The organism is Planotetraspora mira (genome assembly GCF_016863275.1).
Taxonomy (GTDB): domain Bacteria; phylum Actinomycetota; class Actinomycetes; order Streptosporangiales; family Streptosporangiaceae; genus Planotetraspora; species Planotetraspora mira.
The window spans coordinates 308,431-321,649 of record NZ_BOOO01000015.1 but is presented as its reverse complement, the minus strand read 5'-3'; the positions used below and the strand labels follow the sequence as shown (position 1 = coordinate 321,649).

Annotated in this window: 9 protein-coding genes; 6 read left to right on the top strand and 3 right to left on the bottom strand. The window is 70.3% G+C overall.

The features are described from left to right. Positions 1-14 precede the first annotated feature (14 nt). On the bottom strand, positions 15-815 hold the full coding sequence (locus Pmi06nite_RS14995) for a hypothetical protein (RefSeq protein ID WP_203953569.1): 801 nt from the start codon (positions 813-815) through the stop codon (positions 15-17). A 2-nt stretch (positions 816-817) separates the two neighbouring features. Beyond that, entirely contained in the window at positions 818-1,714 is an 897-nt protein-coding gene (locus tag Pmi06nite_RS14990) for a hypothetical protein (protein ID WP_203953568.1), read from the bottom strand. A 324-nt stretch (positions 1,715-2,038) separates the two neighbouring features. Here Pmi06nite_RS14990 and Pmi06nite_RS14985 point away from each other — a divergent pair, with 324 nt between their 5' ends. The 4 genes from Pmi06nite_RS14985 (at position 2,039) to Pmi06nite_RS14970 (ending at position 8,976) form a co-directional block, all read left to right on the top strand. Continuing rightward, positions 2,039-2,227 carry a hypothetical protein gene (locus Pmi06nite_RS14985; protein ID WP_203953567.1) on the top strand — a complete coding sequence of 63 codons (189 nt, stop codon included), beginning with the start codon at positions 2,039-2,041 and terminating at the stop codon, positions 2,225-2,227. Positions 2,228-2,231: 4 nt separating this feature from the next. Next, positions 2,232-4,139, top strand: a complete 1,908-nt coding sequence (locus Pmi06nite_RS14980) for a hypothetical protein (RefSeq protein ID WP_203953566.1) — start codon at positions 2,232-2,234, stop codon at positions 4,137-4,139. Positions 4,140-4,141: 2 nt separating this feature from the next. Next, entirely contained in the window at positions 4,142-4,453 is a 312-nt protein-coding gene (locus tag Pmi06nite_RS14975; protein WP_203953565.1) for a hypothetical protein, read from the top strand. An 86-nt stretch (positions 4,454-4,539) separates the two neighbouring features. Continuing rightward, the gene (locus Pmi06nite_RS14970; RefSeq protein WP_203953564.1) at positions 4,540-8,976 is read left to right on the top strand and encodes an FtsK/SpoIIIE domain-containing protein; all 4,437 of its coding nucleotides are present in this window, start codon (positions 4,540-4,542) and stop codon (positions 8,974-8,976) included. 215 nt (positions 8,977-9,191) lie between these two features. Here the strand turns inward: Pmi06nite_RS14970 and Pmi06nite_RS14965 are convergent, their stop codons facing one another. Further along, complete coding sequence (locus Pmi06nite_RS14965; protein WP_203953563.1) at positions 9,192-9,464, bottom strand: WXG100 family type VII secretion target; 273 nt, start codon at positions 9,462-9,464, stop codon at positions 9,192-9,194. Between the two features lie 188 nt (positions 9,465-9,652). On the opposite strand from Pmi06nite_RS14965, the gene Pmi06nite_RS14960 reads away from it, so the two are divergent. After that, positions 9,653-11,398: an acetyl/propionyl/methylcrotonyl-CoA carboxylase subunit alpha gene (locus tag Pmi06nite_RS14960; RefSeq protein WP_239113911.1), complete on the top strand. Its 1,746-nt coding sequence runs from the start codon at positions 9,653-9,655 to the stop codon at positions 11,396-11,398. Between the two features lie 326 nt (positions 11,399-11,724). Further along, complete coding sequence (locus Pmi06nite_RS14955; protein WP_239113909.1) at positions 11,725-13,107, top strand: hypothetical protein; 1,383 nt, start codon at positions 11,725-11,727, stop codon at positions 13,105-13,107. Positions 13,108-13,219 lie beyond the last annotated feature (112 nt).

The following is a 13,219-nucleotide window of genomic DNA, read 5'->3' as shown; positions in this document are numbered from 1 at the left end:
TCAACGTTCATCGCTCACTCCCCCGTGTATGCGGTCGCCTCAGATGCGAGAGTCGTGGCCGACAGGCGCGAGATGAGGGTCCCGGCCACCTCTCGGGCCGAGCGGATGAGGAGCGTGCGGTCCAGTCGCCCGCCCCACTCGCCGCGTAACAGGTCGGCGCCCTTGACGTCGAAGGCCAGCCCGCCCAGCACCACGTCCGGCAGCCCCGCCGCCTGCATCACCCGGCGCACCTCGGCGATCGACTTGCCGTACTCCCGCTGCTCGGCGATGACCACGACACCGATCTGCGGTGGCCTGTGGCTGCGCTGGCGGAGTGTGCGCTGGAGCGCGACGACGCGCTCGCGCAGGTGGGCGACTTGCTCCAGAGTCGGTCGTGCGAACAGGACCACGAAGTCCGCCTGCGCGACCAGGCCCAACGTCTCGGGATTCGATCCGATGCGGCCGCAGTCGGCGAGGACGTCTGCGGGCATGGCGCTCAGAGCCTGGCCGAGGGGTTCCCACAACCAGGACAGACCGCCGGCCTGCTCGCTCGCCTGAACCCCGACCAGCACCTCGAGGCCGCCGACCAGTTGTTGCGTGTGCTCCTGGATCTGCTGCGGCTGAAGGCCACGACGAGCGGTCGCGCCCAGGCTGAGCAGGCCGCGGGACGGGTCGAGCGCCGAGCCGTCCTGTGCGGGCAACCGGTAGACGAGGTCGCCTCCCGCCGCGTCGCACTCCGCCACGAGGACGGAACGGGGCCACACGGCGCCGAGGGCCGTGGCAGCGGTCGTCACGCCCGGGGCGCCCTTGTCCGCGGCCAACGCGATGAGCGCCATGGTCAGCCCTGTCCGTTCGCCGGCGCCGTGTTCCGCGGAGTCTGAGACTGCTGGCCGTTCTGGCCGTTCTGGCTGTTCTGGTTCGTCTGAGTGCCCTGCTGCGTGCCCTGCCCCGTCTGCGTGGATCCCGTGCCGTTGGTCTTGTTGGACGGCGTCGTCCGGGGAGTGGGAGCCGTCACCGGATCGGACTGCGCCGAGGCCTTGGCCCCGGGCAGGTAGGCGACGGCGATCCGCCCGGTCGAGGCGTAACCCACGATCTGCGGGGAGAGGCTGTCGCTCACCACGATGGAGACCGTGACGTTGCCCGTCCCCGTCGAGCCGTCCCCGCCGCTCACCGAGTTCACCAGCGCGCTGCGCGCGAGGAGCCTGGACGCGCCGTCGCCGTTATCGCCGGGCACATAGACGACCTGGACCCGCTGGCCCGCCTGGAGGTTGGGGGGCATCTGGCTCGACTTGAGCGACAGGCCCACGACCGCCTTGCCGGGGACCAGTTCCGCGGAGTCCTCGCTGATCATGTTCTGGTTCAGCAGGGTGCCCGGCATGAGGTCGACCGAGGCGAAGTACCGGGTCATCTCCTCCGCGGCCGACCAGTAGACGAAGGCCGGGCCGTCCTGGGCGATCTGCACCTCTTTGAGGGCACTGATCGGGATCGGCTGCCCCGCGCCGACCCGCTGGCTGATCTCGATCGCCGACACCCGGTCACCGCTGCGCAGGACCAGCGTCACGGTCAGCAGCGCCCCGCCCACGATCAGCAGGACGGCCAGGGCGGCGAGCCCGGGCTTGCGATCCCGGGGCGCCATGGGGAGCCCGCGTCCGGACCTGCCTGACTTCAGCGGCGTCTGGTCGGCCAGACGTTGTGCCTCAGGACTCCGCGTGGGCGGTTGTTCCGTGACCCTCATCAGCAAGACTCCACAGCCGAGAACGCTGGCGACAAAAACAGACAATAGCGAGACAAGAGCGCGTATGTATCTCTAGCCCCGGCAGTCGGTATTTCCGCATGGCACATAGGACCCCTTGCCCCCACAATCCAGCCCTCGGAAGTACTTAAATTGACAAACCGGACAAACTTCGCAACTCGCCTCCTCTACCCCAGTGGAGGTGGCTATGCTGCGGCTGTGGCGGAAGTAACGAATCCCCTGTATAGCCATTTGACGTAACTTCTAACCCGAGTCCACAAAGTACAGGATGAACTCCGGACGAAGCAGGATAATCCCACTAAGAACATGGCCGGGGGCGGGGTGTGGACGAGTCCCCCGGCCGAACACAGGGGCGGCCACCTTTCTGACCAGCGCAACACATACAACAGCGCTGTCGGCCGCCTCGATGACGGGCTGGTCGCGATGATCGCGAGGACGCCGGAGAAGAGCTCCCCCGAGGAGGCGGAACTCCGGCGCATCGAGCTGGGAGGTTGAGCACGTGACTGAGTTCGTCGGCCTGCGCCCCGACGGAGCCCGTGAGCTGTGCACCGCCATGGGCGACGTCCTCCAGCAGATCTCCCCGCTCAAGTCGGCGCTGTCGAGCGGGATCAGCGAGGCCGGGTCCGACTATCCGTCCACTGCCAGGCACGCCGACGTGCTCGACCGTTCCGGCACCTTCCTGACCGATTCGCGGCGCGACCTCACCTGGCGCGTCCAGACGATCGGTTCGGTGCCCGGCAACACCCGCACCCAGGACGGCTACCGCACCGCCACCTTCGCCTTCGACAACCCCGAGCAGGCGCGCAAGGCGGGAGCGGACGCGGGCGCGAAGCTCAAGAGTGCCTGGGACGCCTACGACAAGGACCCCTCGGGGGCCAACTGGGACGCGATCATGGAGGCGCTCGGCGCGGCGAACGCCACGGGAGACCCCGAGTACTCCGCCGGGTTCCTGAACGGCCTCACGCCGGAGGGCGCGCGAGGCGTCCTCGTGCAGTGGATGGAGCGCAACAAGGACCCCCGGGGCGTCGGCCTGACGCCGGAGGAGCTCGAGGACTTCAAGAAGGAGATGGGCCCGTTCATCCAGGCGTTCACCACGGCCGACGCGGCCGGTCTCGCGCCGGGCATGCACAAGTTCATCGTGGAGAGCGGCGGTCCTGACCTCATCACGGCGATGCTCGCCGCCGCCCCCCAGTCGAAGCAGTTCCTCCTGGACGCGGGGCAGTACCTGCTGTGGGCGGCCACGGTCAACGGGGTCGGCGGCACGCGCAACTGGCGCCTGCGCTGGTTCCTCCAGGCGTTCTCCGAGAACCCCGCGGTGCTCCAGGAACTCCTCGCGAAGGACCCGAAGAACGCCGAACTGCTCCTGCGGCCGGAGGTGAGATACGACTCGACCCCGGAGGTTCAGGCGCTGCTGGTCAAGACCCTGGAAGGGGTGCTCGATCCCGCCACCGGCACCGACGCCCAGCGCCGCGCCGCGTTCTACAACCTCACGAAGGTCTACGCGAACCCGGTGGTCTGGAACGACCTGAACGGCCGGCCCGACCTGAAGAAGGTCTTCGTGACCGCCCTGCAACGGGAGCTGAACGACCCTGTCGCGGGCAAGACCGTCTTCCAGGAGGTGGCCGACATCTTCGCCCACTCCGGCAAGCCACCCGTGATCCTCAAGGACGAGCAGGTCAACCACATCTTCACCGAGCACCTGGTGAAGTACCTACCGGAGATCTCCGGCCTCCAGGCCTGGCGGCACGACAAGGACCTGGCCTCCCTCAACCCGGGTGCGGGCTGGGACGGCAAGCTGAGCGAGGACGAGCTGGCCACCCTGATCGCGGGAACCTTCCAGCGCGATGAGGGCCGGGCCACCGTCATGGCGGAGTTCCGCAAGTACCTCAACACGCTCGACGTCGGCGGCGGGAACCTCAACGACCCCGCGGACCGCGAGAAGTTCACTCTCGCGATGGCGACGGCCTCGGGCCTGGGCGGGTTGATGGTCAGCGGCGTGCACCTGCTCGACACGAACGCCGAGGACAGGCGCAAGCTCCTGGTCCAGGTCGCGCTCATGCCGGTGGACGCGGTCGTCGGCCGGGTGCTCGAGCCGGTCGGCGAGATCGGCGGCCCCGGGATGAGCAAGCTCGAGGATTTGATCACCAAAGACCTCGACAAGGACGAGGGCGGATGGTTCAGCGGCCTTCCGGTCATCGGTGGCTGGTTCAAACACGGCAACGAGGACGGGGAGGCGAGCGCGCTCGCCGAGTCCCTCGCGAAGGAACAGATCGATCGCTACAACCAGCGCCTGGTGGACGCCGGCAAGCCGCCGCTGAGCAAGACGGACGAGGTGCTGCTGGCCAATGCGATCGAAGGCTTCTACTTCGAACCGATCGTCGACGCGCTGAAGCAACGAGGAGGCTGACCGTGTCGCCCATCCCCCCTGAGGACCAGGGCCCCAGCCGGGCGTCGCTGTTGAACCGTGCGGAGGCCAAGGAGCGGCTCGCGGGCCGCTTCGACGGCTGGGCGACGCAACTCGAGTCGTTCTTCGCGCGTGTCTCCACGACGGCCAAGGGCACCGAGGTCTGGACCGGCCCCGCCGCCGAGCGGTTCACCGGCACCGTCAAGGACCGCAGGGCCGAGACCGACGCCCTGGCTGAGAACTGCCGCACCACCGCGGCGAACCTGCGCCGTTCGGCGGGGAAGCTGCGCGAGGACGCCAAGCAGGCACTCCACTAGTCCGCGAGCCGAGGCCCGCCCACCGGCCGGTCCTGACGACGACCCGCCGAGCAACTCCCGACCATCGAATACTTCAGGAAACGACGTTGCGTATCTCTCTTACGGCGCTCACCCCCAACGGCCCCAGGGACGTCCTCGCCAGCGCCGACGACCAGGCCACGGTGAGCGGGCTCGCCGAGGCCCTCGCGCAGACGCTGGACGTGCGCGGGCAGCGCCTCGCCGAGGTCGTGCGGCATCCGCGCTGGGGCGGCGACGAGCGCATCCCCGCACGAGTGGACCTGTGGGCCAACGGGCTGCGGCTCGACCCGCAGGCCCGCGCGGGCCAGGCCCTGCGTGACGGCGACATGGTCACGCTCGACTCCGGCGCGGCCGCGGCGACCCGCCGGGACGAGCCGAGGGGCATCGTCGAGATCCGGGTCTCCGGAGGGCCCGCCGCCGGAAAGGTCCACCGGCTCGGGTTCGGCACGGCCGCCCTGGGCGGCGCGGGCGCGATCGACGTGGACGATCCGCTGATCCCGCACACCGTGGCCCATGTGCACGTGTCCGCGGGTGAGACGGTGGTCGAGCCCGTGGCGGGAGCCGTACTGACTCTGGACGCGCGGCCGCTGACCGAGGCCCGCCCCTGGCCCGACGGCGGGGTGCTCCGCGCGGGAGCCTCGACGTTCACCCTCAAGGTCCCCGAGAACCCCGACGCCCATCTGACGCCGCTCCCCGACGGGGGTCTGGCCTACAACCGGCCGCCCCGGCTGGTCGGCCCGGCGCGGACGCGGAGGATCGAAGTCCCTGCGGAGCCGGCGCGGCCCGACCACCACCGGCTGCAACTGCTCTCCACCATGATCTTCGCCGTCGGCGGCATCGTCATGGCGATCATGTTCAACCCGCTGTTCCTGCTCATGGCCCTGCTGACCCCGCTGGGCATGCTGGGCCAGTGGTGGAGCGACCGCCGCTACGGCAGGAAGCGGCACCGGCAGGCGCTCAAGGAGTTCCGCGAGAAGAAGGCCGCCTTCGCCGTCGAACTCGAGCGCCTCACCGGTGTGGACCAGGCGGAGCGCAGGGCGGAGTGCCCCGATCCCGCCGAGATCCTGCTCACGGCGACCGGTCCGCGCAGGAGGTTGTGGGAGCGGCGGATCCACGACGTCGACACGTTGAACCTGCGCGTCGGCCTGGCCGACCAGCCCGCCAACATCGAGCTCGCCGCCGAGCGCGGTTTCGGTGACGACAAGGGCCTGCCCGAGGTCCCCGTGTCGCACGCCGTGCCGGTCACCGTGCCGCTCTCCCGGCTCGGTGTGATGGGCGTCACGGGAGCGCGGCCCGCCTCCAGGGCCCTGGCGCGCTGGCTCGTCGCCCAGGCGGCGGCGCTGCACAGCCCCCGGGACCTCGCCATCGTCGTGTTGTCCGCCGATCCCGAGGCGGAGAGCAGTTGGAGCTGGGTCCGGTGGTTGCCGCACTGCGCCCCGCACGACGGGGAGGACTGCGTCGCGCTGGTCGGAACCGACCAGGAGTCGGCGGCCCGCCGGGTCACCGAACTCGTCAACAAGATCAATGAGCGCAGGGCGGCCGCCTCGGCGTCCGGCTTCGGCGACGCGCCGCAGGGGTACGCGAGCACCCAGCCGTACAACATCCTGGTGGTGCTCGACGGCGCCCGGGTGCTCCGCGGCCTCCCGGGCATGCCCCAGGTGCTCCAGCTCGGCCCGACCGCCGGGGTGCACGCGATCTGCGTGGACGACGACCAGCGGCTGCTGCCCGAGGAGTGCGCCGTCGTCGCGGCCTGCGACATCGAGCGCCCCTGGCTCGTACAGCTCCGCGGCGCCGGGCTCGACATCCCGCAGGAGATCCTCGGCGACCAGGTCACCCTCGGCTGGTGTGACCGTACGGCCCGCGCGATGGCCGCCGTGCGCGACGTCAGCCGGGAGGACGCCGACTCGGCCATCCCGGGCTCGGCCCGGCTTCTCGACCTGCTCGGCATGCCCGACCCCCGCCCCGAGCAGATCGAGTCCTTCTGGCGGCGCGGGCGCACGACACGGGTGCCCATCGGGCTGGGCGCGGACGGCCCCTTCCTCGTCGACCTCCGCCTGGACGGCCCGCACGGCCTGGTGGCCGGCACCACCGGCGCGGGAAAGTCCGAGTTGCTCCAGTCGATCATCGCGTCGCTGGCGGTGGCCAACCGGCCCGACGAGATGACGTTCGTCCTGATCGACTACAAGGGCGGCAGCGCGTTCAAGGACTGCGCCAAGCTGCCCCACACGGTCGGCATGGTCAGCGACCTCGACGGCCACCTGACCATCCGGGCGCTGGAATCGCTGGCGGCCGAGCTCAAACGGCGTGAGCATCTCCTGCTCGGCGCCGACGCCAAGGACATCGAGGACTACAACGACCTGCGCGACCGCGCCCTGTCCTCCCCCCAGTACGGCCAGGCGGCCGAACTGGAGCCGATGCCGAGACTCCTGCTGGTCATCGACGAGTTCGCGGCGATGGTTCAGGAACTGCCCGACTTCGTGGTGGGCCTGGTCGACATCGCCAGACGAGGCCGCTCGCTGGGCGTTCATCTGATCCTCGCCACACAGCGGCCCGCGGGCGTCGTCACCCCGGACATCGCGGCCAACACGAACCTGCGCATCGCGCTGCGCGTCACCAGCGGCGCCGAGTCGAGCGACGTCATCAACTCGCCCAACGCGGCGGCGATCTCCAAGTCGACACCCGGTCGCTGCTACGTACGGTCGGGAGCGTCGTCCCTGCACGCGGTGCAGTCCGCGCGGATCGGCGGGCGGCGCCCTGGGAGCGGGCCCGCGAAGGCGGAGCCGATCGACGTGGTCCCGCTCGGCTGGACCCGCCTCGGCCTCCCCCTCCCCGCGAGGAAGGACGACGACGGGGACGAGTCGATGGTGACCGACCTCGCCGTCCTGGTGGACACGATCGGACAGACCGCCCGGGCGGTGGGAGTGCCCAAGCAGCGCAGCCCCTGGCTTCCGCCGCTGCCCGAGACGCTCACGCTCGGCTCGCTGCCGCTGGAGGACTGGAGCCGGCTGCCGTTCGGCCTGGCCGACATCCCCGCCCAGCAGGACCGCGCACCGGAGTGCTACGACCTCGCGGCCTCGGGACATCTGCTCATCAGCGGCGCGAGCCGCAGCGGCCGCTCGACGGTCCTGCGGGCGCTCGCCGGTGCGGTCGGCACCCACACCGACCCTCGTGACGTGCATCTCTACGCCGTCGACTGCGGGAACAACGCCCTGCTCCCCCTCGTCGGCCTGCCCCACACCGGTGCGGTGGTCGGCCGTGACTCCCCCGAGCGGCTCAGCCGCCTGACCGACCGGCTGCTGGCCGAGATCTCCCAGAGGCAGCAACTCCTCGCGGCGCAGGGCTTCGCCGACGTGTCCGAGCAGCGCGCCGCCTCCGACGTGCCCCTGCCGTACGTGCTGGTGCTGTTCGACCGGTGGGAGGGCTTCATGGCGGCCTTCGAGTCCTACGACAACGGCACCCTGATCGACAAGTGGCTGCAGATCCTGCAGGAGGGCGCGGGAGCGGGCGTCAAGGTCATCATGTCGGGTGACCGCTCGACGCTGGTCGGCCGGATCTCCACGCAGTTCGACGACCGGCTCGTGCTCAAGCTGACCGATCCCATCGACTACTCCTACGTCGGGATCAAGGCGAAGGACGTGCCCGAGCACCTTCCGCCGGGGCGCGGCTTCCGCGCCGCGACCGGCATCAGGGAGGTCCAGGTCGCGTTGCTCGCCGAGGACCCCGCGGGCACCGCGCAGGTCGCCGCGCTGCACGAGATCGCCCGTACGGCACGGGCACGCGCCGGCGACGTCCCCCGCGCCGCGCGGCCGTTCCGGGTCGACGCTCTGCCGGCCGTCATCGGCCTGCCGGAGGCCCTCACTCTCGCGGAAGGCCCCCTGCCGCAGGACGCCGTCGTGTTCGGCGTGGGCGGCGACACCCTCGGCCTGCGCTACTTCCGCGCCGAGGAGCACGGCCCCGGCATCGTGGTCGCCGGGCCGCCCAAGACCGGGCGGAGCACGGCGCTGTGCACGATGCTCTCCTGGCTGCTCGACCAGTCGTACGAGGCCGTGCTCATCACGCCCCGGCGCAGCCCGCTGCGCGACTTCGCCGACCGTCCCGGTGTGCGGGGCTCCTTCACGGCCGAGGCGTCCGTCGACGAGGTGAGGCAGGTGATCGGCACGGGCCGGCACGTGCTGATGATCGACGACCTGGAGTTGCTCGGAAGCGACAGCGAGCTGGCCGAGTGGATCACAGAGCACGTGGGCGAGTTGCGCGACACGGGTTCCCTGGTCATAGGGGCGGGCAGCGCCGACGACCTCGACTCGATGTACCGCGGGCCCGTCGTCGCGATGAAGAAGTCCCGCACCGGGCTGCTCCTCCGGCCCAGCTCCACCGGCCAGGGCGACCTTCTCGGCGTACGGCTGCCGCGCAGCCTCGCGAGCGGGGCGGGACCGGCCGGTCGCGGGCTTCTGGTGATCGGCGGAGCCTGGGAGCAGATCCAGGTGGCCGCGCCCTCGGCGACGTGAGTTGACCGCCCGGGAACCTTCCGGGCGGGTCACGCCCGCCCGGAAGGCGTCCGCGCGTCCCAGGCGGGGTCACGCGACCTCTCGGGCATAAGAGCGGGGTCACGCGACCTTTCGGGCCTAAGAGCGGGGGCACACAACCTTTCGGGCATAAGAAAGGGGGCCGCGGCCGATGGCCGGGCCCCCTCCACCCGTGGCTCAGGAACCGCTCGCGTGGTTCAGGAACCGGTCGCGGCGGCGATGGCCTCGCGGTTCTTCTTGATGCCGTCCTGCGCCTCGATCAGAGTCTGCTGGACGTTCTCGAAGGTCTTCTTGTAGCTCTCCCACGCGTCGAGGAACTTCTGCGCGTTGGGGCCCGCCCAGGACACCGGGATCTTCTTGGCCTCGGCGTCGAGCGCCTTCTGGACCGAGATCACAGCGTCACTCTGCGCACGGAAAGTCTGGGCCATCTTGTCCATGTCCGGCAGGATTCCGCCGACCTTGTCGCCCACTGGAATTACCCCCTTCGTCCCATTTGTCTCATGATTAATCGAGACCACAATAACGAGTCAGATCGACAGACGAGGCATTTCCGGAAATCTGAGCAGACGCGCTATATCGGGGCCGGGGATCTCGGGACGCGGGTGGCCGCTTACACTCCATGGAGGCTCGCCAGGCCTGGGAGGAAGGTAAGACACCGGTGCAGAAGGTCCTCATCGCCAACCGCGGCGAGATCGCCGTACGGATCGCCCGTGCCTGCAAGGACGCGAGGCTCGCCAGCGTCGCGGTGTACGCCGACCAGGATCTGGAGGCCCTGCACGCGCGGGTGGCCGACGAGGCGCACGCGCTCGGGGGGCAGACCCCCGCGGAGACCTACCTCAACGTCGGCAAGCTCCTCGCCGTGGCGAAGCAGACGGGCGCCGACGCCGTCCATCCCGGCTACGGCTTCCTGGCCGAGAACGCCGACTTCGCCCAGGCCGTCCTCGACGCGGGCCTGATCTGGATCGGCCCGCCGCCCGCCGCGATCACCGCGCTCGGCGACAAGGTGCAGGCCCGTCACATCGCCCAGCGCGTGGGCGCGCCGCTCGTCGCCGGCACCCCCGACCCCGTCTCCGGGGTCGACGAGGTCATCGCCTTCGCCGAGCAGCACGGCCTGCCCGTCGCCATCAAGGCGGCGTTCGGCGGCGGAGGCCGCGGACTGAAGGTCGCGCGGACGATGGAGGAGATCCCCGACCTCTACGAGTCCGCCGTCCGCGAGGCCGTGACCGCCTTCGGCCGCGGAGAGTGCTTCGTCGAGCGCTACCTCGACCGTCCGCGGCACGTCGAGACCCAGTGTCTCGCCGACGCGCACGGCAACGTGGTCGTGGTGAGCACCCGTGACTGCTCGCTGCAGCGCCGTCACCAGAAGCTCGTCGAGGAGGCGCCGGCGCCGTTCCTCTCTGACGAGCAGCGCGCGCTCCTCTACTCGTCGTCGAAGGCGATCCTCCGCGAGGCCGGGTACGTCGGAGCCGGCACCTGTGAGTTCCTCGTCGGCCAGGACGGCACGATCTCCTTCCTCGAGGTCAACACACGACTGCAGGTGGAACACCCGGTCACCGAGGAAGTGTCGGGGATCGACCTGGTCAGGGAGATGTTCCGCATCGCCGACGGCGAATCCCTCGGTTACGGCGACCCCGTCCTGCGCGGTCACTCCATCGAGTTCCGGATCAACGCCGAGGACGCGGGTCGCGGATTCCTGCCCGCTCCCGGCACGCTGACGGCGATGCGCACCCCGTCCGGGCCGGGCGTGCGGCTCGACTCCGGCTACGAGACCGGGATGACGGTTCCGCAGTCGTTCGACTCCCTCGTGGCCAAGCTCGTCGTCACCGGCGCCTCCCGCCGCGAGGCTCTCGAGCGGTCGCGGCGCGCGCTGGCCGAGTTCGAGATCGAGGGCATGCCCACCGTCCTGCCGTTCCACCGGGCCGTCGTCGAGGACCCCGCCTTCACCTCGGAGCCCTTCTCGATCCACACCCGGTGGATCGAGACGGAGTTCGTCAACGACATCCCGCCCTTCGACGGGCCCGTCGAGAGCGGCGAGCCCGCGGGACGCGAGCGCATCACGGTCGAGGTCGGCGGCAAGCGCCTGGAGGTCGTGCTCCCCTCCGGTCTCGGCACGGCCGGCCGTACCGACACGAAGGCTTCGCCGCGGCGAAGCGCCCGGAGCGCCGGAAAGCAGGCCGCGGCGGGCGGGGACGCGCTAGTGAGCCCGATGCAGGGCACGATCGTCAAGGTCGTCGTGTCCGACGGGGACACCGTGGCGGCCGGCGACACGATCGTCGTGCTCGAGGCGATGAAGATGGAGCAGCCGCTGCAGGCTCACAAGCCCGGCACGGTCACCGGCCTGGCCGCCTCCGTCGGGCAGACCGTCTCCGCCGGCGCCGTCATCTGCGAGATCAAGGACGCGTGAGCCCTCGTTCGCCCGAGCCCCGGGCCGTACGGGCATGCTGTGGACCCTGAACGACCGGTCAATTAGTCCGTTTTGCCGTTTTTATGCGTTATTTCATTAAAAAGCCCTTATATGGGGTCGCCGAATTCCTCGCGTCCTCCACGGATCGCCGGATGGCCTGATTCGGAGGTCGCGGGCGGAGACGCCGAAACCGGGGGCGATGTGGTGCACGCGAACGTCGTCATCAGGACTTCGAGGCGCCTCCGCCACCGGAGCCGATACCGTTTTGCCGAGAGGAACTATCGCGCCCTGCCGTTCGTCCAGTAGGGCGAAGGAGGCTTGAAGCCGTGACGATCAATCATCCGCTGAGCCGTGTGGGGGCCACGATAGCGGCCCTGGCCGTCGGTCTCTTGGCGTTGTTCGCGTTCTCCCCGGCCGCCCTCGCTGCGGCCCCGCCCGACCCCGCCACCGTGCTCGCGGGATGGCGAGGTGGAGACCCGCTCTTCGTCCAGAGCGGAGCACCCCTGTCGTCGGGTCAGCAGGGCGACATCCGAAAGGCTCTGGAGGAATCCAAGTCCAAGATCTACGCGGTCGCGATGCCTGACGGCACGGTGACCACGGCCCAGGCCGGTCAGTACATCTCCTCCCTGGGCTCCCAGCTCGACGCGGCGGGCCGTTCGGCCGCCACGGTGATCGTTCTCGACGGCACCAGCCTCTTCGCCGGCTCGAGCGCCCTGCCGCGCAACGTCTCGGCGGGCCAGCTGGCCAGGCTCTCCACGGGCAACAACAGCGAACTGGTCCCCGGCATTGAGGACTTCGTCAACCGGGTGAACAAGGCCGTGGAAGGCGACGTCAGGGGCGCCGGCGAGAGCGGCAGCGCCGCCGGTGGGGGCGGCGGCAGCGGCATCCTGGTGGGCATTCTCGGAATCGCCGTCGTCGGAGGTGCCGGTTTGTGGGTCGTCTCCCGCCGCATGAAGCGCAAGCGCGAGGAGCGCGAGGCAGCCGAGCTCGCCGCGGTCAAGCAGACCGTGGAGGAGGACGTCACCAAGTTCGGTGAGGAGATCACCGCCCTCGACGTGGACGTCAAGATGCTTCCGCAGGCCGAGACCTCGGCCGACTGGCAGCGGGCGCTCGACTCCTACGAACGGTCCAAGAGCGAGCTGGACGCGGTCAAGCGCACGGAGGACCTGCGCACGGTGACCTCCACCCTGGAGGACGGCCGCTACGCCCTGGCGTGCGTCAAGGCCCGCGTGAACGACCAGCCGCTGCCCGAGCGGCTCCCGCCGTGCTTCTTCAACCCGCAGCACGGCCCCTCGGTCAAGAACGTGCGCTGGTCCCCTCCCGGGGGCGCGATGCGCGAGGTTCCGGCCTGCGCCGCGGACGCCGAGGCGGTCGAGCGCGGCTTCGACCCGCAGATGCGCGAGGTCGTGGTCAACGGTCAGCGCCGGCCGTACTGGGACGCCGGTCCCGCCTACCAGCCCTACGCCTCCGGCTACTACGGCGGCTTCGGCGGTGACCTGCTCACCGGCATGCTCGTCGGAACCATGCTGGGCGGCGCGTTCGGCGGCTGGGGCGGCGGTTACGGCTACGGCGGCGGATACGACGCCGGTTACCAGGACGGCGTGGACGCCGGCGGAGGCGACTTCGGCGGCGGCGGTGACTTCGGCGGCGGAGGCGACTGGGGTGGCGGCGACTTCGGCGGAGGAGACTTCGGCGGCGGCGACTGGTAACCCCCCAACCCCCGGCGTGATCATGCACAGGTTCGTGAAAGTAGCCGTTGACCAGCGCATTCCTCGCGCGTGATCATGCACAGGTTCGAGATCATGGCCCGTGACCAGCGGA